This window comes from Limosilactobacillus sp. C0001E2 (assembly GCF_056590915.1).
Window position 1 is genome coordinate 65,476 of sequence record NZ_JBWPXC010000003.1, and the last position, 22,746, is coordinate 88,221.

Here is a 22,746-nt window from a genome sequence, read left to right on the forward strand (position 1 = left end):
TATGCAGTACCCAGAACCAATTGCTAAGTTGATTGCGAGTTACATGAAATTACCCGGAGTTGGTGAAAAAACGGCAACGCGCCTCGCTTTTTATACAATCGGCATGGATGAAGACGATGTTAAAGATTTCTCTAGGGCTTTGGTATCAGTTAAAGAGGATCTTCATTATTGTTCTATTTGTGGAAACATTACCGAAGACGATCCATGCCCAATTTGTAAGGATCAGGGGCGCGACCAAACGACCATTGTGGTGGTAGAAAATTCGCGTGATGTAATGGCCATGGAGCGGATGAATGAGTATCATGGCTTATACCACGTATTACACGGGACAATTTCTCCAAGTGAAGGGACTGGTCCGATGGATATTAACATTCCATCATTAATTGAGCGTTTAAAAAAGCATTCAGAAGTTAAGGAAGTAATTATTGCTACCAATGCTTCAATGGATGGGGAAACAACTGCTCAGTACTTGGCTAAGTTATTGAAGCCCGCGGGAATTAAGGTCACCCGGCTTGCCCATGGTTTGTCTGCGGGTGCGGATATTGACTACACTGATGAAGTTACTTTATTCAAAGCGGTTCAAGGAAGAACGGAGATGTAGACATGCTCTTTAAAAGTGATCCGCAGCGGATGCGTAAAATCGGTAATCGTCAACTCATGCAATTAATTTATGCAACCAAAGATAGTTGGAATCAGGCGCGCGAAACAGAACAGGCCGTTTATGAAGGTCACGTTGATAGCGAATTAACTGATCGGACTAAACTGCAGGAATGCAAGTACATGTACCTTTATCAATGGGCCCGGAAAAGAAAAGCACATGGGCACCTTAATGATGGGGTCATCCAACATTAGGAGAATAGATATGCAAGGAAGGTTTATTTCATTTGAAGGACCCGATGGTGCGGGGAAAACAAGTGTCATCAGCGCAATTCAAGAGTGGCTGACGCAAAAGTATGGTGAACAAGCCGTCTTATTAACGCGAGAGCCGGGTGGTAACCGAATCTCAGAACAAATTCGACAGATTCTTTTTGACGATCACAATACAAATATGGATGCACGGACGGAAGCGCTATTATTTGCTGCGGCCCGTCGTCAGCACATTGTAGAGGATATTGAGCCCGCATTACAGGCGGGAAAGATAGTCCTGAGTGATCGATACGTTGATAGTTCGGTCGCTTACCAGGGTGGCGGACGTCATCTTGGTGCGGATGATATTTGGGAATTAAACCAATTTGCCATTCATGGACTTCTCCCGGATTTGACCATTTATCTGGATATTCCATCAGAATTAGGGCTCGAACGAATTAGTAAACATCGGCAAAATCAGGTCAACCGATTAGATCGAGAAAAGTTACGATTTCACCAGGATGTTCGGAATGCTTACCTGACTTTAGCTCAACGTCACCAAAAGCGAATTCAACTAGTAGACGCGAGTCAGCCACTGCCAACGGTTATTAATACGGTGCAGAAAATGATTCAAAGTCGTTTCAACCTTGAATAAGGAACGAGAAGGAGGAAGAACTTATGAAAATGATTATGGCAATTGTGCAACCGAAGGATAGTAATCGGGTTCGGGATGCACTAGCAAAAAATAAAATCGGGGTCACTAAGTTGACCACTTCTGGTGGCTTCCTTCATGAGGGAAACACCACATTTATGATTGTAGTTGAGGATAAGCGAGTGGATGAAGCGTTAGAGATTATTAAGGCGAATGCGAAGACTCGTCAAGAATATATGACGCCAACAGCCTATATTGACAATGCTGCTAATTCTGTACCAGTCAATGTTCAAGTTGGCGGTGCAACGGTATTTATTTTACCGGTCGATAAAATGTTGCACTTTTAAGCGCAACAAACTGAGAGGAGCACAACGTGGGAATGCAATCATTAACAGCCCAGGATTTGCAGCCAGCGATTGTTGAACGTTTTCAACACATTATTAGTAATGGAGAATTAGCGCATGCTTATCTATTTGTAGGTCCCAATGGTTCTGGAAAACAGGAATTAGCTCAGTGGCTAGCACTGAGTATCTTTTGTTCCCATCGTCAAGCAGGTCGGCCAGATTTTACGTGTGATGAATGTCAACGGATTTTATCAGGTAACCACCCTGATGTGGTCCGAGCAACTGCAGAAGGCCGGCAAATCAAAGTTGATCAAATTCGTCATTTAAAGGCGGAGTTTACCAAGTCCGGGATGGAAGGCCAGAAAAAGGTCTTCATTATTGAGGATGCCGATAAAATGACCGTTAGTGCTGCGAATAGTCTCCTTAAATTTATTGAGGAACCTGGGGCGGGAATTTACATCTTTTTATTAACAAATAATAAAAATGCAGTGTTGCCCACGATTCAATCCCGAACCCAGATTATTGAATTACAACCGCTTGCTAAGACAATTACTCAAGAGTTGCTGGATAGCAAAAAAATTCCAGAATACTTACTATCAATTATTTTAGGGTTAACAGACTCAGCTGAGCAGGCAGCTCAATGGGTGGCTGATGATTGGTTAGCAAAAGCGATTGACGCAGTTGTGCAGTGGTTTAAAGAATTAGTTCAAGGAGATCCCGTGGCTTTCGTGGATATTCAAACAGTCATGAAGGGGCTTGCTAGTGAACGAGAAAAGCAATTACTGATGCTGGATTTAATGGCGTTAATCTGGCGTGATGGACTAGTTGCTAAATTAATGCCAGCAGAAAGTGACCAATTGTATTTTCAGCAATGGCAGGAAATCATTGTTAATGGTGTCCAGCGGTATTCGATGCATCAGTTAATTCAGGCTAGTCAGGTGACTCTTGAAGCTCACCAGATGTTGGGACAAAATATTAGTTTTCAAAACGTGGCCGAACAACAAACGTTACGGATCTTAAAGTTGTTACATGGGTAGGTGAATTGTCATGGAAAAACAACCAGTTGATAAGAGCGAAATTTACGAGCAATTTGCCAGGTTAAGTCAACAAACCAAGGATTTAATGGAAAGCATTGAAATTCTTTCTGACCGGATGACTAAGGTCTTAGCAGAAAATGCGCGGCTAACGATTGAAAATGAGCATTTGCACGAAGTGATTGCGGATAAACATGTTCAAAAACAAGAAGAGGGTCTTTCTGAGTCACGAAAAATGTTGCAAAAGCTCTATCAGGAAGGGTTTCATGTTTGTAATGACATGTATGGTAAACGCCTGGAGCCAAATGAATCTTGTACGTTTTGCTTAGATGCTATTTATGGGCGGCATAATTAAGGAGTAAGGGATAATGCAAACAATGTCGAGCTTTCGCGAAAACGCTGGGAAACTGTATTTGGTACCAACACCAATTGGTAATTTAGACGATATGACCATGCGAGCAATTAAGACTTTAACGGCAGTCGACCTAATTGCTGCCGAAGATACTCGGCATACGCAAATCTTACTCAATCACTTTGATATTCATACCCCCACGATTTCGTTTCATGAACACAATACGGCAGAACGAATCCCCCAGTTAATTGAAAAATTAAAGGCGGGTCAAGAAATTGCCCAATGTAGTGATGCTGGAATGCCGTCTATTTCTGATCCGGGGAAGGAATTAGTGGCTGCTTGTGTGGGCGCGGATATCCCCGTTGTACCGCTTCCGGGGGCTAATGCTGGGATCACGGCATTAATTGCATCAGGTCTGAGTCCGCAGCCATTTACTTTTTATGGTTTTTTAGAGCGTAAACACCAGCAACAAGTCCGCCAGTTAAAACAACTGAAAATGCATCGTGAAACAATGATTTTTTACGAAGCACCCCACCGACTGAAAAAAACTTTGAAAACCATGGCGGAAGTTTTAGGAATGGAACGGCGGGTGGTTTTAGCCCGGGAGTTAACCAAGCGTTATGAAGAGTTTATTCGCGGTTCGCTTTCTGAAGTCATCGAGTGGGCTGATACAAATCCGGTTCGGGGCGAATTTGTGATTTTAGTGGCCGGTAATGATCAATCAATTGAGCAAATTCAGGAACGATCGCAGGGGACGCCAATTGAACAGGTTGACCAAGAAGTAGCTAATGGACTCAGTACGAATGCTGCCATTAAATTAGTAGCAAAACGCTTAGGAATTAAAAGACAAGAGTTATACAAACAGTATCATCAGTTTTAGGAGTTATTATGGCAGGACAAAAATTTATCCTTGAGCATCAAGTTAATTACTATGAATGTGATCCCAGTGGCCATCTTAGCTTGAGTATGCTAGTGGCGTTGATGATCTTAGCTTCCGAAAAACAGAATGCTCAGTTAGGGGTGGATGAACACGTCACCAAAGAGCTTGGCGGTGGCTGGGTAATCATTGATTATGAAGGGCATTTTCAACGAGAATGGCCAAAAGAAAATGAACAGGTCAAATTTGAAACTGCAATTGTTGCTTACAATAAATACTTCGTGGTTCGCCAATTTGTGATCAAAGATTACCATGAGCAAATTATTGGGACGGTGAACGGCCTCTTTGTTTATATGGATTTACATAAACGGCGAATGGCTAAAATTCCAGAAGTAATTATGACTCCATATGAAGCAGCCAGCAGCCTACGATTGCCAAAGGTGGCTCGTCCGGATAAGGTAGTGGCAACTGATGAATGGCAAGAAAACCACTATCAGGTTCGTTATTTTGATATTGATTACAACGGTCATGTGAATAATGCCCGGTATTTTGATTGGATGCTTGATACGTTAGATCATGATTTCTTGCAGAAACACCAAATTGTAGGGATCCGGATGAATTATGAGCATGAAGTGCGTCCACAGACAGTGGTCAACAGTATGGCCGCCACTATAGAAAACAATGAACAGGAATGGACGACCCAGCATCAGATTTGGGTAGGAACGCAAAAGTGTGCTATGGCGACGATTAAATGGCAGTGAAAATTTTAAAAGGGAATTCATCAATTGATGAATTCCCTTTTTTGCATGGTCCGTGGTATTCTGAAATAGTAATCAGGAGAAGTAAAGGGGCGTTTGCTGTGGAAAAAGGATTATTGGGATTAATCTTCTTAAAACCCGATCGGTTAACCTTAAGAATCATTGATTTAGATAAACACCAGGTTGTCAATGAAGCCCGGTCTGGATCTTTACATGTCGGACAGCAAGCAATTGCTAATTATGCGGAAAATATTTCAGCCATTGCGAATAATCTGATGGGCTTTAAAAGGTTACTGGCAGACTACCAAGTAACTAATTATTATCTATACGGAGCATTGACGGATATTGATCTAGTTACGGGAAAGTATGTTGCAAATCAAATTTACGTGCGCACTGGATTAAAAATTCAGTGGTTAAACAAGGATCAAACACTAGCTAATGTCCTGGCAGCGGTTGATCAAGTTGTCGAGCACGAAGAGATTGAGAAGAAACAGTTAACGGGGTACGTCTTAAATATTGGCCTTAACACCAGTAATTTAGCCTACTACAAAAAGGGTAAGTATACCCGTTCTTGGGAAATCGATTTAGGTAAAGCGCGTCTTAGTCAATTGGTTAATAATTTACGGCAAACAGCCGCCACCCCTAGTGACATTATTTTAGATTACATTAGTTCAAAGCTAGAGTACTTAGTGCCAGAATTGAAAAATAATGAAGAGTCGACAATGTTAATTCAAGGTGCCGAAACGTTAGCAGAGCGGTATTTACCAGCTGAAAAGCATGTTGAGAAGGTTCCCCATAAAGAATTTCATAAACGGTATCAACACTTACTGAACGCTTCGGATCAATACATTATTCATCACTACGATGTTGATGAACAGAGTGTTAACTGGGTCTTACCAACCTATTTGATTGTTCGGCAAATGATGCGGTTATTGAACGTCAAGAAAGTTTATGTGACGGACGTTTCAGTGCTTGATGGATTGGAAGTCACCCGTGCACACCCCGAAGTGGTTATTAAAATGGTTAAAACGGCTGCCGATAATCTAGCAATTCGCTATGGGGCGGATTCTAGCCATAAGCGGTTTGTGACTGCAGTTGCCATGCAGTTGTATGATGCGCTAAAACCAATTCACCGCTTGGATGACCATTATCGTTTGTTACTGGAGGTAGCATGTAAGGTTGATGACATTGGTAACTTTATTAACCCGCAAGGGCACTATCGCCATTCAGCGTATATTCTAGAAGCCAACCCGTTAATTGGTTTATCCAGTCAGGATAATGAAGTGATTGCTGAAGTTTCACGGTACCACAGTTCTGAAACGCCGGAAGTTAGTCAACCCCACTACATGCACTTGGACAGTGAAATTCAATTGCCGGTGGCCCAATTAGCAGCGATTTTACGGGTAGCAGATTCCTTAGACGATTCACGATTGCAAAAGATTCTCCAAGTTCATTTAGCACTAGTTGGGGATGATTTGCAGATTAAAGTTAAAACTACTGATGATTTGGTTTTGGAACAGTGGGCATTCGAGCGGAAAAACCAGCTGTTTGCTGAAGTATATGGACTGCATCCTAAATTAATGATTGTGGGGAGGGATTAAGCGATGTATAAAGACTTCTATAAACCAACGAACTACGTTAACCGTGAACTATCGTGGATTGATTTTAACGGTCGCGTGCTTGATGAAGCATTAGACCCGCATAATCCATTATTGGAACAAGCTAACTTTGTTGGGATTACCCAAAGTAATGTGGATGAGTTCTTCATGGTCCGGGTTGCTTCTTTGCATAAGTTATCCGCAGCCAAAGTTACGACAACTGACGCTTCTGGAATGACGCCAGAAGAGCAGTTGGAAGCTGTTAATGACAAGGAACACCAGATGGTAGAACGTCGTTACCGAGTATATAACAAGCATGTATTGACCGAACTAGCTCGCCATGATATTCAAATTCTCCGGGAGCGGGACTTACCAGATCGTGATTACGAATTTACCCGTCGGTACTTTAACGATGAATTATTGCCAGTATTGACACCCATGGCGGATGATGCTTCCCGGCCCTTCCCATTTATTAATAATGGGTCATTAAATATTGCGGTAAAACTTCACCGGAAAAAGCATGGAAAGCCGGCAAACGATCCGGTTTTGGAGGGTGACCAAGAAGTAGTTGGTCAAACTCCCGAACCACATGAAGACCGTCGGCACCATGGCGATAAATTTGCAACAATCCGGGTGCCAAGTATCTACAAGCGGTTAGTAAAATTACCGGAAAAGAATCATTTTGTATTAATCGATGATTTGATTCAAGAATTTATGGCAGTATTGTTTCCTGGCTACAAGATTGATGCCAGCGGCACATATCGTGTAATGCGGGATATGGATTTAGATGTAGCCGAGGAGGATACGTCTGATTTATTACGGTCTGTTCAACACCAGTTACGAGCTCGCGAACATGGGCAAGTAATGCGGCTTGAAATTGGTAATCACTTTGACCACTGGTTGGAAGAGCGCTTATGTGATAATTTACACGTGGCTGAGAATGCGATTTACCGGGTGGATGGTCCGGTTGATTTAAGTTTTCTGAAAAAATTATCTGGGATGGTCAATGGTCATGCTGATTTACGTTATTCGCCATTTAAACCATATTTGAACCCAATTTTAGACATGGATCATAATATTTTCGATGCTATTCGGCAGAAAGACTATTTAATGCAACATCCATATGACGATTTTCAATCGGTGGTCAATTTTATCCATCAAGCGGCGTTGGATGATGCAACCTTGGCAATTAAAATGACCCTTTATCGGGTATCCGGAAATTCGCCGATTATCAAATATCTTGGTATGGCAGCCCAACGTGGAAAACAAGTAACAGTTTTGGTCGAAGTTAAGGCGCGGTTTGACGAAAAGAATAATGTCCGTTGGGCACGTCGACTGGAGCAAATGGGATGTCACGTTATCTATGGACTAGCTGGGCTAAAGACGCACTGTAAATTAGCGTTAGTTATTCGCCGGGATGAAGATGGTTTACGGCGATACATGCATTTAGGAACGGGAAATTATAATGATGTTACTGCCCATTTTTATACTGATATGGGAGTACTTACCTGTGACTATGAATTAGGTAGTGATATGACGAACCTCTTTAATATGCTTTCCGGCTTTGCACGACCGAAGTATTTCCATAAGTTACATGTGTCACCAAACGGGATTCGGGATTTTATTAACGAGAAAATTGATCAGCAAATAAAAATCGCGCAAAGTGGTAATCCTGCATTGATCGGTATGAAGATGAATTCCTTGTCCGACAAGCAGATTATTGCTCACCTATATGAAGCGGCGACTGCGGGAGTACAGATTCGTCTAATTGTTCGTGGGATTACTTGTTTACGAAATGATTTACCAGAATTGCATGGTAACATTCAAGTCCATTCAATTGTGGGACGGTTCCTAGAACATTCCCGAATTTATTACTTTAGCGGAAACGACCATGAGGAAATATATTTGGCGAGTGCTGATATGATGACGAGAAATCTAAATCGACGGGTAGAAGAATTATTCCCGGTAACGGAGGATGAAACCAAAGCCCGGGCAATTAGTATTTTTCACGAAATGTGGCATGATAATACTAAAGCTTGGCGATTAGTGGGCAATCACTATGTCAAAATGCATCCAGACGGTCAAAAACCGGTGAACTCACAACAATTCTTTATGGATGAGGCCACAGCACTACGTAAAAAGGAAAAGCATGAGCGCAAAAACAAAAAGCATTTTAGTAACGTTTTTGAAACTTTAACTAAGCATGTTTCTGGTCTGCTGTTAAACAAGACTGCGACCAATGAAAAGGAGTAGCCGATGAGTATTAACTTAGCAATTATTGATCTGGGATCGAATTCTTGTCGTTTACGAATTACCCGTATTTTTGAAAATCAGCGGACAGAATTAGTTCGTTATGAAAAAGAGTATGTTCGCTTATCAGAAAATATGGGGCCAGAAAAGGTTCTCAAACCGGAGCCAATGGAGCGAACGATCGCAACGTTAACCCGGTTTAAAAATATTTGCGCAGAATTGAAGGATGTGCGGCTAATTGCGGTTGCTACTGCTGCTGTCCGGCAGGCGGTTAATCAAGCAGAATTCTTACACCGGGTCGAAAATGAGCTCGACATCCGTTTTACAATTCTTTCGGGTGAACGAGAAGCTTACTTAGATTATGTCGGCGTTTCCCGTACTTTACCCATTGATAATGGTCTAATCATCGATACTGGAGGTGCCAGTATGGAAATGATCTTAGTTGATCAAGGGCAGGCTGAAGAATTAGTAAGTTTACCAATTGGTTCAGTGACCCTTTCCCAAAAGTATCATTTGAATGACCAGGTTAGGGCAGCTGACCTCTACGATGCAACAATTAAGGTTGATGAAATGTTATCGACCCAGCGGTGGTTAAATCGGGCCCGTCATACGCAAGTAGTGGCGCTTGGCGGCAGTAATCGTGCATTAGCCAAAATGTACCGGTGGAAATTAGCGAAGGATCCGGCGACCGTCCAACCAGTCCATGGGCTGACGATGCAAACCAGCGAAGCCAACCAAATGATGCATGAGTTGTTAGCGACTGACCGCAATGGGCGGGCTGGAATTCGTGGTATCAATAGTTCCCGTGCGGATGTGATCGTCGGGGGACTCCTACCATTAATGGCGTTACTAAGACAACTGAATTTACGTGAAGTCCGTTTCAGTAACAATGGTCTCCGTGAAGGCTTATTATTTGAATACCTAGATCATGAAATTGAACGAAGTCAACTACAAGAGATTTAAAATCAAATCTCTGTTAAAATGAAAACGTGGTATAATGCTAGTAAAGTTTTAGTAAACTTTTATTAAAAATGGAGGCAAACAAAGATGGCAATTTTGGTTTGTGGTGGGGCCGGCTATATCGGTTCACACATGGTCAAACGGTTAGTTGAAAATGGCGAAGACGTGGTTGTGGCAGATAATCTGTCGACTGGCCATAAGAAAGCAATTGATCCTCAAGCTAAGTTTTATCAAGGTGACATCCGTGACCGGGCTTTTCTGGATCGCATCTTTTTAAACGAGGATATTAAGGCAGTTGTCCATTTTGCGGCATTCTCAATCGTTCCTGAATCCATGAGTGAACCACTGAAGTATTTTGACAATAACACCGGTGGAATGATTACTTTATTGGAAGCGATGCGCGACTTTGGAATTAAGTACATCGTCTTTAGTTCGACGGCCGCTACCTATGGTATTCCAGAGCACATGCCGATTAAAGAAACGGATCCGCAAAAGCCAATTAATCCATATGGTTTGTCTAAGCTCATGATGGAACATATGATGGCCTGGGCAGATAAAGCTTATGGCATCAAGTTTGTGGCGCTTCGTTACTTCAACGTGGCGGGGGCTGCTCCGGATGGCACGATTGGGGAAGATCACGGGCCAGAAACCCACTTGGTTCCAATCATTATGCAAGTTGCTCAAGGAAAGCGACCAGAATTAAGTATTTTTGGCGATGACTATAATACTCCTGATGGGACTAACGTTCGTGACTACGTTCACGTCATGGATTTAGCGGATGCGCACATTTTGGCGCTTAAGTATTTGGAAGATAATAACCAATCTAATGCATTTAACCTTGGTTCTTCAACTGGGTTCTCTAATAAGCAAATGCTAGAAGCGGCACGGGAAGTAACTGGCAAGGAAATTCCAGCCAAGATTGCTGCCCGGCGTCCAGGGGATCCAGACTCATTAATTGCGGCTAGTGATAAGGCTCGCAGTGTACTGGGCTGGAAGCCACAATATGATGATGTTCATGATATTATTGCTACGGCTTGGAAGTGGCATTCAACTCATCCAAAGGGTTATGATGATCGTAATTAAATAAAGCAGCGGTGACTGGGATTAACCAGTCGCCGTTTTTATATTGAAACTCACTGAGCTGACTTGACGAATATGGTAAGATACTTACTGTATGAAAGGACGGAGAAAGATGAAGATACTCGCTCTTGACACTTCTAATCATCCCATGAGTGTTGCACTTGTTGAGGATGATCAATTAAAAGCTACAATTACATTAAACATGGTACGTAACCATAGCGTTTATGTTTTGCCCGCAATCAATGATCTTTTTACCAAAGTTGGTTGGCAACCAAGCGATGTTGATCGAATTGTTGTTGCTAATGGGCCTGGTTCGTATACTGGAGTGCGAATCGCGGTAACGACTGCCAAAACGTTAGCAATGACCTTAGGAAAAGACTTGGTTGGAGTTTCAAGCTTGAAGGTCATTGCTGCGAACGTTCCACCAATTACTAACCAATTGATTATTCCGTTTATGGATGCGCGGCGGGGAAATGTATTTGCTGGCGGTTACCAGTACCAGAATGGTCAGTTAACCAATGTTATCCCTGAACAACATATTGGCTATCGGCAATTAATTGAGACAGTAATTAAGCATGACCAGAGTGGATACCTAGTTGGCGAACTGACGAGGAAAATCAGTGCAGAAAAGGTTGAACTACCAGCTAACATCCAGTTACTACCGCAAACATATGCGTTGCCATCAACGCAACAATTAGCCCATCTTGGTAAACAAGCAGCAGTGATTGATAATATTGATGATTTTGTACCAAATTACTTACGGATGACTGAAGCAGAAGTAAACTGGCTAAAGCAGCATCCGGGAAAGCATAGTGACGCTAACTATGTTCAAGAAGTTTAGTCGCTGGTTTGCAGACTTTCTCGATGATGTGAATGGCAAACCGGTCCATTATCAAGATCATGATGTCATTATTAATCGGCAACGGTATCGACTTATCAGGGGGCAGTTGCTGGATATTCCACAACTTTTGGAGGTCGAAAAGGAGATTTATGGTCGAACACCATGGAACAAAATGGCCTTTAAAATTGATTTGAGTCGGCCCAATACTCTTTATCTATTGTTAATTGACGATGATTCTAAACAATTAGTGGGATTTATTGGTGCCGCCTTTAACGCTTATGCACAGGATGTTCATATCACAAATTTTGGTGTATTACCTGCTTGGCAACATCACGGGTTGGGAACCTTTTTAATGAATCAAATTGAAAGAAAGGCGCAAGTGGATCGGTTCGTAAGTATGAGCTTGGAAGTACGGCGCTCTAATCAGCGTGCTCAACGTTTGTATCGGAAGCTTGGCTTTCGTCAAACCCAGACTCGCGCACGCTACTATCGAGATAATGGTGAAGATGCATTTGATATGTTAAAGAAATTAGAAAGAGAAGGAAATTAACCAATGGCAAAAGATACGCTTATTTTAGCCTTTGAGTCGAGTTGTGACGAAACTAGTGTTGCAGTTGTTAAAAATGGGGTTGAAATATTATCTAACATTGTCGCTACACAAATCCAAAGCCATCAACGATTTGGTGGGGTCGTCCCGGAAGTAGCCAGTCGCCATCACATTGAGTGGATTACCCGGTGTATTCACCAAGCTTTGGAAACGGCTCAAGTGGATTATCAAGATTTAGATGCGGTTGCGGTCACGTATGGTCCTGGCTTAGTGGGTTCCTTATTAATTGGGGTTACGGCAGCTAAAACGGTGGCGTGGGCTCATCAGTTACCACTAGTGCCAATTAATCATATGGAAGGTCATATTTATGCGGCACGGTTTGTGGGTGAATTTCAATTTCCTCAAATGGCGTTATTAGTTTCTGGTGGCCATACAGAATTAGTTTATATGCCTAGTGAACATGAATACGAAATTATTGGTGAAACTAGAGATGACGCTGCTGGTGAAGCTTACGATAAAATTGGTCGGGTGTTGGGCGTTAACTATCCGGCAGGAAAGACCATTGACGAATGGGCGCATCAGGGACAAGATACTTTCCATTTCCCACGAGCCATGGAAAAGGAAGCTAATCTAGACTTTAGTTTTTCTGGATTAAAGAGTGCGTTCATTAATACATGTCATAATGCTGATCAACGTGGTGAGCAGTTAAATAAGTATGACTTAGCTGCCAGTTTTCAACAGAGTGTGGTTGATGTACTGACGGAAAAAACGCTACGGGCATTAGGTGAGTACCCAGTTAAACAATTAATTTTAGCTGGAGGGGTCGCGGCTAACCAAGGATTACGTGAACGATTAACGAAAGAAATGCGTAAGAATTTCCCAGATGTAACAATGCTGCAAGCGCCGTTGAAATATTGTGGTGATAATGCGGCAATGATTGGTGCGGCGGCTGAAGTTGCTTATCGCCATGGCGATCGTGCAGGTAATGATCTTAATGCAGTACCAGGATTATCATTTCCGGTTAATAAAAAAGAATAGTTAGTAATTGATGAGCAGGGTGAAAATAATTCGTCCTGCTCTTTTTAATCAATTTCTCATTTTCCAGCCCTGTTAAACGCAGATTATGGTATGATTAAGCAGTGAAGTAGGAAAGATGTTCGTTATTTAAGGCGGTGGAAAATTTGAAGAAGGTATTGATTGCCAATCGTGGTGAAATTGCGATCCGCATTATTCGTGCGTGTCACGAACTTGGTTTGCAAACCGTAGCAGTCTATGCGAAGGAAGATGAGTACGGTGTACACCGTTTCCGGGCTGATGAAGCTTATCAAATTGGCGCGGGCAAGAAGCCGATTGATGCATACCTGGATATGGATGATATTATTCGGGTTGCCAAGCAAACGGGTGCGGATGCAATTCATCCAGGATATGGTTTTTTAGCCGAAAATGAAGAATTTGCGGAAAAGTGTGCACAAAATGGCATTACCTTTATTGGCCCAACAGTTGAGCAGTTGAAGATCTTTGGTGATAAGATTACGGCGAAGGAAGTTGCCGAAAAGAATGGCCTGCAAACTATTCCGGGAATTAATGAGCCAGTGAAGTCAATGCAGGAGATGGCTGATTTTGCGCATACCCATGGTTACCCAATCATGATCAAAGCAGCGATGGGTGGCGGTGGCCGTGGTATGCGGATTGTTAAGGATGATGAAGACCTAAAGACGGCGTACAATCGAGCACGCAGTGAAGCTAAGGCGTCATTTGGTGATGATGAACTTTATGTTGAAAAATACTTGGAAAATCCTAAGCACATTGAAGTACAAATTTTGGCCGATGAACATGGTCATGTGATGCATCTCTTTGAACGGGATTGTTCAGTTCAGCGGCGGAATCAAAAGGTAATTGAATTTGCGCCTAGTTTGGCGTTGGATAACCAGCGGCGTAAAGAAATTTGCGATGCTGCGGTTCGCTTAATGAAGGGTGTTCACTATCAAAATGCCGGGACCGTAGAATTCCTGGTTACTAAGGATAACTTTTACTTCATTGAAGTTAACCCACGAATTCAGGTTGAACACACCGTCACTGAATTAATCACGGGGGTTGATATTGTTCGTTCCCAAATTCGTATCGCGGCTGGTACAGATCTTCATCAAGATCTGCATTTACCAGCACAGGATGAGTTAACGATGAACGGCTATGCGATCCAATGTCGGGTTACTACTGAAGATCCAGAAAATAATTTCATGCCAGATACAGGACGGATCTTAACTTACCGTTCTCCAGGTGGTAATGGAGTGCGGCTCGATGGTGGGAACACCTATGCTGGTGCTGTTGTAACGCCATACTTTGATTCACTGTTGGTTAAAGCATGTGTTCATGCCCGAACTTTCCATAACACCGTAGAAAAGATGATCCGGGTTCTGAATGAATTTCAGATTCGTGGGGTCAAGACGAACATTCCATTTATGTTGAATGTGTTGAAGAACCCGGTCTTCCAAAAGGGAGAAGCCCACACCGCATTTATTGATCAAACACCATCGTTATTTAAATTCGATCATCAGCCAGATACCCAACAGCAATTACTTAATTATGTTGGTGATGTTACGGTCAATGGATTTAATGGTGTTCAACGGCAAAAGCAGGTTCATGCAGCCAACGTTAAGTTACATGGACTTGACCTTAATGATGATAGTTTGTTGCCAATCGTGAATGCCAAAACGATTCTTGATCGTGACGGGGCAGCTGCTGCCATGGAATGGGTTAAAAACCAAAAGTTGGTATTGTTAACTGATACCTCAATGCGGGATGCTCATCAAAGCCTCTTTGCTACCAGAATGCGAACCCATGATATGCTGCCGGTGGCGGACGTGTACGACCGGGCATTGCCAAACGTCTTTTCTGCAGAAACTTGGGGCGGAGCAACTTTTGATGTTGCCTACCGGTTCCTTGGGGAAGATCCTTGGAAACGGCTAAAGATGCTGCGTCAACGAATGCCACATACAATGTTGCAAATGCTTTTGCGGGGGTCCAATGCGGTTGGCTATAAGAACTACCCGGACAATGTTTTAAAGAAATTCATCGATCGCAGTGCGCAAGATGGCGTCGATGTCTTCAGAATCTTTGATAGTTTGAACTGGGTTGAGCAAATGCAAAAGAGTATTGACTATGTTCGGCAGACCGGTAAGATTGCTGAAGGTACCATGTGTTACACGGGCGATTTATTAAGCCCTCATGAAACGAAGTATACGCTGGATTACTATAAGCAATTAGCGGGCCAGTTGGTTGATGCGGGTGCCCAAATCTTGGGCATCAAAGACATGGCAGGTTTGCTCAAGCCAGATGCAGCTTACGAGTTAGTTGGCGAACTAAAGGCTAAGTATGATGTACCAGTTCATTTGCACACGCACGATACAACTGGGAATGGGGTTGCTACTTATGATCAAGCTACCCGGGCCGGTGTTGATGTGGTTGATGTTGCAATGAGTGCCCTGTCAAGTACTACGAGTCAGCCAAGTATGAGTAGTTTTTACTACAGCTTGGAAGGAAATGATCGGCAACCCGAATTGAATATTGATCATGTTGAAAAGATTAACCAATATTGGGCTGGAATCCGGCCACTGTATAAGGACTTTGCCAACGGGATTGATGCGCCACTACCAGATATTTATGAAACTGAAATGCCGGGTGGACAATATTCCAACCTGCAACAGCAAGCTAAATCACTTGGAATTGACGACTTTGAACAGGTTAAGCGAATGTACCGGGTAGTTAACCAGCTCCTTGGGGATATCGTTAAAGTGACCCCAAGTTCCAAGGTGGTTGGTGATCTCGCTATTTTCATGATTCAAAATAATTTGACGGCCGACAATATTCTGGAACGGGGTGCGACCCTTGACTTTCCGGAATCGGTAGTGAACTTCTTTGCTGGTGATTTAGGTCAACCTTATGGGGGCTTCCCAAAGGAATTACAAAAGGTTGTCTTAAAGGGGCAAACAGCAATTACGGTGCGTCCGGGGAGTTTAGCAAAGCCAGTTGACTTTACTAAGGAATCTGCTGATTTAGCCCAGAAAATTGGTCGGCAGCCGAGTGAAGAAGAGGTATTATCATACGTTCTTTATCCGGATGTCTTTATGGATTACTTCAAGCGACACCAGCAGTATGGAAAGATCAGTGTATTAGATACGAATACGTTCTATCAAGGGATGCGTCCGGGCGAAACGGTTCACGTACACTTAGCACCGGGGAAGACTGAAATCCTTCGCTTAGACTCCATTTCAGATGTCGATGTTGATGGTAACCGGCACCTCTTCTTTGCAGTTGATGGTGAGCAGGTTGAATTGCCAGTTGAAGATCAAACACATGCGGATGCCAAAGTTAAGGTTCCAAAGGCAGATCCGAGTGATCCAGGACAGATTGGGATGCCGTTAAACGGAACTGTGGTCGAAATCCTCGTTAAGGAAGGCGATCATGTTCAAAAAGGTGATTCATTGATTGTGACTGAGGCAATGAAGATGGAAACCACGATCAAGGCATCGTTTAGTGGTCGAGTGGCCAAAATTTATGCTAGTGAAGGGGCAGTCATGGATAGTCAAGACTTGCTAATTCAACTTACCCCAGACGAAAAATAGTTTTTAAACAATAAACTCCATTGCTCTTTCGAAGGGAGGCATGGGGTTTTATTTTTTATAACAATAAGGAGGGAAAAATGAAACTCGCAGAAGAAGTAATTAAGCAGTTTTTGGGAGATGATTTCCCGGGAAATGTTTACGTTAAAGACCAAGTTGACTCGACGCAAAACGTTGCCAAACGTCTTGAGGACCATCGTCCAGCAGCAATTTTGGCAGAAACACAGACGACTGGTTATGGAAAGGGCAAGCGGTCATTTTATTCACCACAAAACTCTGGATTGTATTTAAGTGTTTTATTACCACAAATTCCCACTGATGAATTACTGCATGCTGGTCTATTTACAACGGGCTTAGCGGTAGCGATTACTCAGGTATTAGAAAAGTTTTACCCGACGAAAAGGTTTATGGTGAAATGGGTTAATGATATTTTACTGAACAAGAAAAAAGTGGCAGGAATCTTGGTGGAATCAATTCTGGAAGGCCATTCAGCCAAATGGATTGTGGGGTTGGGAATTAACTTAACGACGACTAATTTTCCGACACAGCTCCAAGCAAAAGCTGGCAGTATTGCGCAGCAGGAAGTAGATCGAAACAGATTGGCGGCTGACATAATCAAGGCAGTTTGGCAAGCTAAGTTGACCTACCAAACCAAACAATTTATTGATGAGTATCAGCAACGTTTGATTTTAATGAACCGAGAGGTTACATTACAATTAACGGATGGTACAGTTACAGGAATTGTTAAGGGAATTGCTAAAGATGGCGAATTGATTGTTCAGCAACCATCTGGAACGAAAGTTATTAGTGCGGGTGAAGTAGTGAAGGTTAATTATTAATTTAATTTGGTATGGAAAAAACGGCTCAGAGGCGCTTTCAGCACTCTGGGCCGTTTCTTTAGATGGATAATTATTGATTAAATTCTTCGAGTTGTTCAGCTGCACTTGTCCAATTTTCCTCAGCTTGATCCAATTCAGCCTGACATTGATCAAGCTCTTTTTGCAAATCACTTAGCTTTGCAATATCGGTGGCAATTTCAGGATCACTCATTTGTTGCTCGATTTGATCGTGCTGCGCTTGCAGTTGATCCAACGTGGTTTCCCATTTTGAAACCTCCCGTTCCAATTTACGACGGGCACGTTGTTCTTGCTTGCTAGCTTGGTAGTTTTGTTGACTCGTAGATTTTGAGGAATGCTTTTTATTTGCAGCTTTTTTGGGGACGTTCACTGGGTCTACCAATTTTGCTGTTTGTTCAAGAAAACTATCGTAATTTCCTGAGTAATGTTGAATTCCCGTTGCGGACATATCTAAAATGTCAGTTGCTACTTGGTTTAAAAAGTAACGATCATGAGATACGAAGAGAACGGTTCCCGAAAATTCGTTAATGGCAGTTTCAAGAACTTCCCGACTGTCGATATCTAAGTGGTTGGTTGGTTCATCGAGAATTAAGAAGTTAATTGGCTGAAATGAGAGTTTGGTTAACTCTAACCGAGCCTTCTGCCCACCACTTAACTCATGAACGGTTTTAAAAACATCATCGCCAACAAACAAGAAGCTTCCTAACAGGGAACGGATTTCCGTTTCTGGAACTTCTGGGTGATCATCCCAGACTTCATCTAATACTGTTTTATTAGGATGTAGTTGTTGTTGCTCTTGGTCGTAGTAACCAATATCAAGGTTAGCGCCTAGTTTAATAGTGCCGCTAATTGCTGGGAGTTTGTGCAAAATAGTTTTCAGAAGGGTGGATTTACCAATTCCGTTGGGTCCAATAATACCGATCCGTTGTTTCCGTCGTTCTTGAAAGCTTAATGGACCAGCGAGAACATGCTCTTGATAGCCAACTTTAAGTTCTTGAACGTCTAAGACTTCGTTCCCACTGTCCTTAGCAGAGTGAAACGCAAAGTGGATTGAACGGTCATCAACTGTTGGTCGTTCTAGTCGTTCCATTTTATCTAATTGTTTTTGTCGCGCTTGAGCACGTTTAGTGGTGGAAGCGCGCACGAGATTTTTATTAACAAAGTCTTCCAGTTTTGCAATTTCTTTTTGTTGCTGATCATAGTGTTTTTGTTCAGCTTGGATGCGGGCCGTCTTTTCTTTGGTAAATTGTGAATAGTTACCAGAATAACGAGTTAGAGTTTGATTTTCTAAATCGTAGACTTGGTTAACCACGCGATCGAGAAAGTAACGGTCGTGCGAAACTACCAGCACAGAACCAGCATAGCCGCGGAGGTAGTCTTCTAACCAGCTCAAAACATTCATATCTAAATGGTTCGTTGGTTCATCTAAGATTAACAGGTCAGGTGCTTGTAAAAGAATCTTGGCAAGGGCCAGCTTAGTTTTTTGCCCTCCGGAGAGTGAGTTGATGGGTAGATCATACATCGAGGAATCAAAACCAAACCCGGTTAGCACACCCCGCATTTTAGATGCATATTCAAAGCCACCACGCTCCTTAAAGGTGGTTTGGAGGTCGTCATATTGCTGGATAACGTGCTGGTATTGATCAGTAGTACTATCCAATGTCGCTAATTGTTCCTCCAGTTGGTGAATTTCAGCCTCCATTTTATGTAATGGCGTGAAAACCGAATCTAATTCAGCCCAAATTGTGTTTTGTGAATCTAATCCCTGGTCTTGAGCTAAGTATCCAATGGTAAGGTGATGGGCTTTTGAAATTGTTCCTTCATCTGGCTCTGTAATGCCGGCAATCATTTTCAGCAGGGTTGTTTTACCGGCACCGTTTCTACCCACGAGGGCAGTTCGACTATGCTCGTTAATTTGCATATTGACATTGTGAAATAAAACGTCAGCACCGAAGCGACGTTCGACATGGTTTGCTTGGAGTAATATCATTCAGTAACCGCGTTTAATTTCAGTATTAATAGTATTCTAAAACGATTTTAGCATAAAAAAGCAGTAACTACTAAATGGATCTTTTCTTGCAAAAAGGTTCACAAAGTTAGAATAAGTTGCTAGAATATCAAGTAGGTTAATTCACAAACGTTTTAAATTGAATGGAGGAATTTGGTTATGCCAACGCGTAAAATCCCGCGGGCAACAGCCAAGCGTTTACCAGTATACTATCGGTATCTAAATGCTTTGCTAAATGCTAATAAACGTCGAGTATCATCAACGGAACTTTCAGAGGCGGTTCAAGTTGACTCGGCAACTATCCGGCGTGATTTCTCATACTTTGGTGAGTTGGGAAAACGTGGATATGGGTATGATGTTGAGAGTCTTATTAAGTTTTTTAAGGGAATTTTGAACCAGGATAAGCTCACAAGTGTAGCGTTAGTTGGGGTCGGTAGTTTAGGAAGTGCTTTAATGAACTACAACTTCCACCAAAGCACTAATCTGCGGATAAGTGCTGCTTTTGACCCTAAGCCAGCCTTAGCCAACACCATCAAGAGCGGTATTCCAGTTTACCCAGCTAACGAACTAAAAAAACAGATTAAGGAACAACAGATTGATGTGGTGATTTTGACGGTTCCGGCATCCCAAGCACAATCAGTCACGGACGATTTAGTTGAAGTGGGTGTTCACGGAATTTTAAACTTTTCGCCAGTTCGTTTGTCAGTGCCGGATAATGTGCAAGTTCAAAATATTGACTTGACAAACGAACTCCAAACATTAATTTACTTTATTGAAAGTAATCATCTTAATGGACAAGACGAATAAAACAAGAATTGCCGGGCGTTGCCCGGCTTTTTTGCTAATTTAAGTTGAATTAGTCAAAAAAGGTCAAACTTTTTAGTTGTAATTAGGCAAGATGATGTTATACTAAGAAATGTGGTTATCACTTAAGACGTTTAAGTGCTAACACTCACTACTAAATAGTGCTAAATGATTACAGAAATTAATGATATTTGGAGGGGTTAACGTGTTAAAGCCATTAGGAGATCGCGTGGTTATGAAGGCCGCAGAGGAAAAAGAAGAAACTGTTGGAGGGATTGTTTTAGCTTCCAACGCTAAGGATAAGCCAACTACTGGTGAAGTTATCGCTGTTGGCGATGGTCGAGTTCTTGATAATGGGACCAAGGTGCCAGTTAGTGTTAAGGTTGGCGAAACAGTCCTCTTTGATAAGTACGCTGGTAATGAAGTTGAATACCAAGGCGATAAGTACTTAGTTGTTCATGACAAGGACTTAGTTGCGGTTGTTGATTAATTCATTAACAAATTAACTTTTCTTACAATGAGGTGAAAATTTATGGCAAAAGATTTGAAATTTGGTGAAGATGCACGTAAGTCAATGATGGCTGGTGTTGACAAGCTTGCGGATACAGTTAAGACGACAATTGGCCCTAAGGGACGGAACGTGGTTTTGGAACAAAGTTATGGTTCACCAACAATCACTAATGATGGGGTTACGATTGCCAAGAGTATTGACTTAGACAACCACTTTGAAAATATGGGAGCTAAGTTAGTGGCTGAAGTTGCTTCCAAGACGAATGATATTGCTGGTGATGGGACCACGACTGCTACTGTCCTTACCCAAGCCATTGTTAACGAAGGAATGAAGAACGTTACAGCTGGTGCTAATCCAGTTGGTGTTCGGCGCGGGATTGAAAAGGCGACTAAAGCTGCTGTAGCAGCATTACACAAGATGAGCCATGATGTTAAGACCAAGGATGACATTGCACAAATCGCTTCAATTTCAGCTGCTAACCCTGAAGTTGGTAAGTTGATTGCTGACGCCATGGAAAAGGTTGGTCATGATGGTGTCATTACAATTGAAGATTCCCGTGGTGTTGAAACTAGTGTGGACGTGGTTGAAGGGATGAGCTTTGATCGTGGTTACATGTCTCAATACATGGTTACCGATAATGACAAGATGGAAGCAGACCTTGATAACCCATACATCTTGATTACAGATAAGAAGATTAGCAACATTCAAGACATTCTTCCATTATTACAATCAGTTGTCCAAGAAGGTCGTTCCCTCTTGATCATTGCTGATGATATTACCGGTGAAGCATTACCAACCCTTGTTTTGAACAAGATTCGGGGAACCTTTAACGTATGTGCTGTTAAGGCGCCTGGTTTTGGTGACCGGCGGAAGTCTCAATTACAAGATATTGCGATTTTGACTGGTGGAACAGTTATTTCCGATGATCTTGGGATGCAATTAAAGGACGTTACTGTTGATCAATTAGGTCAAGCTAACAAGGTTACGGTTACAAAGGATGCTACCACCATTGTTGACGGTAGTGGTGACAAGAATGCCATTGCTGAACGGGTGGACCAAATTAAGCAAGCAATTGCTAAATCAACTTCTGACTTTGATAAGGAAAAGCTTCAAGAACGTTTGGCTAAGCTTTCCGGTGGTGTTGCTGTTGTTAAGGTAGGTGCCGCTACTGAAACCGAACTTAAGGAAAAGAAGTACCGTATTGAAGATGCTTTGAACGCGACGCGGGCTGCTGTCCAAGAAGGATTTGTTCCAGGTGGTGGAACAGCCTTGGTAAACGTTATTCCTGATATTGAAGCAATTGAAAAAGATGTTTCTGGCGATGAAGCAACGGGTGTTAACATTGTAAAGAACGCGCTAGAAGCTCCAGTTCGTCAAATTGCTGAAAATGCTGGTGTTGAAGGTTCTGTAATTGTCAACAAATTGAAGAACGAAAAGCCAGGTGTTGGTTACAACGCTGCTAATGGCACATTCGAAGATATGATTGATGCCGGAATTGTTGACCCAACCAAGGTTACCCGTTCTGCTTTGCAAAACGCAACTTCAGTTTCCGCATTATTATTGACGACAGAAGCAGTTGTTGCCGATAAGCCAGAACCAAAGGATGCAGCTCCAGCTGCCCCACAACCAGGTGCTGGCATGGGCGGCATGATGTAATTTAATATGGTGAGTTCAATCTCGTGTGGTGTTGAGTGCTGGAAGCGGTGCTTAACACCACTTTTTTATTATTAATTTTACAAAAATGGTAGCAATTCACGAAGCGAGTGGAGTAGAATAGCCATTGATTTATTACATTTGAGGAGAATAAT

21 protein-coding genes are annotated in these 22,746 nt (G+C 42.4%); 20 read left to right on the forward strand and 1 reads right to left on the reverse strand.

The window, feature by feature from the left end:
- Position 1 precedes the first annotated feature (1 nt).
- From recR to AC1EKL_RS04120, 17 genes are all read left to right on the forward strand, one after another.
- Complete coding sequence (recR, locus tag AC1EKL_RS04040) at positions 2-601, forward strand: recombination mediator RecR (RefSeq protein WP_480188514.1); 600 nt, start codon at positions 2-4, stop codon at positions 599-601.
- Between the two features lie 2 nt (positions 602-603).
- Entirely contained in the window at positions 604-852 is a 249-nt protein-coding gene (locus AC1EKL_RS04045) for a YaaL family protein (RefSeq protein WP_480188515.1), read from the forward strand.
- A gap of 10 nt (positions 853-862) precedes the next feature.
- Complete coding sequence (gene tmk, locus AC1EKL_RS04050; protein ID WP_480188516.1) at positions 863-1,501, forward strand: dTMP kinase; 639 nt, start codon at positions 863-865, stop codon at positions 1,499-1,501.
- 23 nt (positions 1,502-1,524) lie between these two features.
- A complete protein-coding gene (locus AC1EKL_RS04055; protein ID WP_480188517.1) occupies positions 1,525-1,845 on the forward strand; it encodes a cyclic-di-AMP receptor in 321 nt (106 codons plus the stop codon).
- A 32-nt stretch (positions 1,846-1,877) separates the two neighbouring features.
- Positions 1,878-2,879, forward strand: a complete 1,002-nt coding sequence (gene holB / locus AC1EKL_RS04060) for a DNA polymerase III subunit delta' (RefSeq protein ID WP_480188518.1) — start codon at positions 1,878-1,880, stop codon at positions 2,877-2,879.
- Positions 2,880-2,889: 10 nt separating this feature from the next.
- Positions 2,890-3,231, forward strand: coding sequence for a DNA replication initiation control protein YabA (locus AC1EKL_RS04065; RefSeq protein WP_006917030.1), 342 nt, complete (start codon positions 2,890-2,892; stop codon positions 3,229-3,231).
- A gap of 13 nt (positions 3,232-3,244) precedes the next feature.
- Positions 3,245-4,108 (forward strand): 16S rRNA (cytidine(1402)-2'-O)-methyltransferase, encoded by an 864-nt coding sequence (gene rsmI / locus AC1EKL_RS04070; RefSeq protein ID WP_480188519.1) that lies wholly within the window; start codon positions 3,245-3,247, stop codon positions 4,106-4,108.
- A gap of 8 nt (positions 4,109-4,116) precedes the next feature.
- The gene (locus AC1EKL_RS04075; RefSeq protein ID WP_480188520.1) at positions 4,117-4,866 is read left to right on the forward strand and encodes an acyl-[acyl-carrier-protein] thioesterase; all 750 of its coding nucleotides are present in this window, start codon (positions 4,117-4,119) and stop codon (positions 4,864-4,866) included.
- 98 nt (positions 4,867-4,964) lie between these two features.
- Positions 4,965-6,464, forward strand: a complete 1,500-nt coding sequence (locus AC1EKL_RS04080; RefSeq protein ID WP_480188521.1) for an exopolyphosphatase — start codon at positions 4,965-4,967, stop codon at positions 6,462-6,464.
- Between the two features lie 3 nt (positions 6,465-6,467).
- Complete coding sequence (locus tag AC1EKL_RS04085; protein WP_480190208.1) at positions 6,468-8,714, forward strand: RNA degradosome polyphosphate kinase; 2,247 nt, start codon at positions 6,468-6,470, stop codon at positions 8,712-8,714.
- 3 nt (positions 8,715-8,717) lie between these two features.
- Entirely contained in the window at positions 8,718-9,674 is a 957-nt protein-coding gene (locus AC1EKL_RS04090) for a Ppx/GppA phosphatase family protein (RefSeq protein ID WP_480188523.1), read from the forward strand.
- Positions 9,675-9,758: 84 nt separating this feature from the next.
- Complete coding sequence (gene galE, locus AC1EKL_RS04095) at positions 9,759-10,754, forward strand: UDP-glucose 4-epimerase GalE (RefSeq protein WP_464465313.1); 996 nt, start codon at positions 9,759-9,761, stop codon at positions 10,752-10,754.
- A gap of 109 nt (positions 10,755-10,863) precedes the next feature.
- Complete coding sequence (tsaB, locus tag AC1EKL_RS04100) at positions 10,864-11,592, forward strand: tRNA (adenosine(37)-N6)-threonylcarbamoyltransferase complex dimerization subunit type 1 TsaB (protein ID WP_480188524.1); 729 nt, start codon at positions 10,864-10,866, stop codon at positions 11,590-11,592.
- Positions 11,576-12,142: a ribosomal protein S18-alanine N-acetyltransferase gene (gene rimI, locus AC1EKL_RS04105; protein WP_480188525.1), complete on the forward strand. Its 567-nt coding sequence runs from the start codon at positions 11,576-11,578 to the stop codon at positions 12,140-12,142. Before tsaB ends, rimI begins: the two co-directional genes overlap by 17 nt.
- 3 nt (positions 12,143-12,145) lie before the next feature.
- Complete coding sequence (tsaD, locus tag AC1EKL_RS04110; protein WP_480188526.1) at positions 12,146-13,177, forward strand: tRNA (adenosine(37)-N6)-threonylcarbamoyltransferase complex transferase subunit TsaD; 1,032 nt, start codon at positions 12,146-12,148, stop codon at positions 13,175-13,177.
- A 143-nt stretch (positions 13,178-13,320) separates the two neighbouring features.
- Entirely contained in the window at positions 13,321-16,761 is a 3,441-nt protein-coding gene (locus AC1EKL_RS04115) for a pyruvate carboxylase (protein ID WP_480188527.1), read from the forward strand.
- Positions 16,762-16,838: 77 nt separating this feature from the next.
- Positions 16,839-17,597, forward strand: a complete 759-nt coding sequence (locus AC1EKL_RS04120) for a biotin--[acetyl-CoA-carboxylase] ligase (protein ID WP_480188528.1) — start codon at positions 16,839-16,841, stop codon at positions 17,595-17,597.
- A gap of 70 nt (positions 17,598-17,667) precedes the next feature.
- Here the strand turns inward: AC1EKL_RS04120 and AC1EKL_RS04125 are convergent, their stop codons facing one another.
- Positions 17,668-19,605, reverse strand: coding sequence for an ABC-F family ATP-binding cassette domain-containing protein (locus AC1EKL_RS04125; RefSeq protein ID WP_480190005.1), 1,938 nt, complete (start codon positions 19,603-19,605; stop codon positions 17,668-17,670).
- A 177-nt stretch (positions 19,606-19,782) separates the two neighbouring features.
- Here AC1EKL_RS04125 and AC1EKL_RS04130 point away from each other — a divergent pair, with 177 nt between their 5' ends.
- The 3 genes from AC1EKL_RS04130 to groL all read left to right on the forward strand — a co-directional run bounded on the left by AC1EKL_RS04130 (position 19,783) and on the right by groL (position 22,594).
- Positions 19,783-20,430 carry a redox-sensing transcriptional repressor Rex gene (locus AC1EKL_RS04130; RefSeq protein WP_480172678.1) on the forward strand — a complete coding sequence of 216 codons (648 nt, stop codon included), beginning with the start codon at positions 19,783-19,785 and terminating at the stop codon, positions 20,428-20,430.
- 202 nt (positions 20,431-20,632) lie between these two features.
- On the forward strand, positions 20,633-20,917 hold the full coding sequence (gene groES, locus AC1EKL_RS04135; RefSeq protein ID WP_480188530.1) for a co-chaperone GroES: 285 nt from the start codon (positions 20,633-20,635) through the stop codon (positions 20,915-20,917).
- 42 nt (positions 20,918-20,959) lie between these two features.
- On the forward strand, positions 20,960-22,594 hold the full coding sequence (gene groL / locus AC1EKL_RS04140) for a chaperonin GroEL (RefSeq protein WP_480188531.1): 1,635 nt from the start codon (positions 20,960-20,962) through the stop codon (positions 22,592-22,594).
- Positions 22,595-22,746: the final 152 nt, after the last annotated feature.

What these genes read in the sequence shown, in the direction of transcription:
- AC1EKL_RS04085 (WP_480190208.1), top strand. Translation starts at nt 6,468, where the DNA reads ATGTATAAAGACTTCTATAAACCAACGAACTACGTTAACCGTGAACTA.
- groL (WP_480188531.1), top strand. Translation starts at nt 20,960, where the DNA reads ATGGCAAAAGATTTGAAATTTGGTGAAGATGCACGTAAGTCAATGATG.
- AC1EKL_RS04090 (WP_480188523.1), top strand. Translation starts at nt 8,718, where the DNA reads ATGAGTATTAACTTAGCAATTATTGATCTGGGATCGAATTCTTGTCGT.
- galE (WP_464465313.1), top strand. Translation starts at nt 9,759, where the DNA reads ATGGCAATTTTGGTTTGTGGTGGGGCCGGCTATATCGGTTCACACATG.
- recR (WP_480188514.1), top strand. Translation starts at nt 2, where the DNA reads ATGCAGTACCCAGAACCAATTGCTAAGTTGATTGCGAGTTACATGAAA.
- tmk (WP_480188516.1), top strand. Translation starts at nt 863, where the DNA reads ATGCAAGGAAGGTTTATTTCATTTGAAGGACCCGATGGTGCGGGGAAA.
- tsaB (WP_480188524.1), top strand. Translation starts at nt 10,864, where the DNA reads ATGAAGATACTCGCTCTTGACACTTCTAATCATCCCATGAGTGTTGCA.
- AC1EKL_RS04125 (WP_480190005.1), bottom strand. Translation starts at nt 19,605, where the DNA reads ATGATATTACTCCAAGCAAACCATGTCGAACGTCGCTTCGGTGCTGAC.
- AC1EKL_RS04055 (WP_480188517.1), top strand. Translation starts at nt 1,525, where the DNA reads ATGAAAATGATTATGGCAATTGTGCAACCGAAGGATAGTAATCGGGTT.
- AC1EKL_RS04065 (WP_006917030.1), top strand. Translation starts at nt 2,890, where the DNA reads ATGGAAAAACAACCAGTTGATAAGAGCGAAATTTACGAGCAATTTGCC.
- holB (WP_480188518.1), top strand. Translation starts at nt 1,878, where the DNA reads ATGCAATCATTAACAGCCCAGGATTTGCAGCCAGCGATTGTTGAACGT.
- AC1EKL_RS04045 (WP_480188515.1), top strand. Translation starts at nt 604, where the DNA reads ATGCTCTTTAAAAGTGATCCGCAGCGGATGCGTAAAATCGGTAATCGT.
- tsaD (WP_480188526.1), top strand. Translation starts at nt 12,146, where the DNA reads ATGGCAAAAGATACGCTTATTTTAGCCTTTGAGTCGAGTTGTGACGAA.
- AC1EKL_RS04075 (WP_480188520.1), top strand. Translation starts at nt 4,117, where the DNA reads ATGGCAGGACAAAAATTTATCCTTGAGCATCAAGTTAATTACTATGAA.
- AC1EKL_RS04130 (WP_480172678.1), top strand. Translation starts at nt 19,783, where the DNA reads ATGCCAACGCGTAAAATCCCGCGGGCAACAGCCAAGCGTTTACCAGTA.
- rsmI (WP_480188519.1), top strand. Translation starts at nt 3,245, where the DNA reads ATGCAAACAATGTCGAGCTTTCGCGAAAACGCTGGGAAACTGTATTTG.
- AC1EKL_RS04120 (WP_480188528.1), top strand. Translation starts at nt 16,839, where the DNA reads ATGAAACTCGCAGAAGAAGTAATTAAGCAGTTTTTGGGAGATGATTTC.
- rimI (WP_480188525.1), top strand. Translation starts at nt 11,576, where the DNA reads ATGTTCAAGAAGTTTAGTCGCTGGTTTGCAGACTTTCTCGATGATGTG.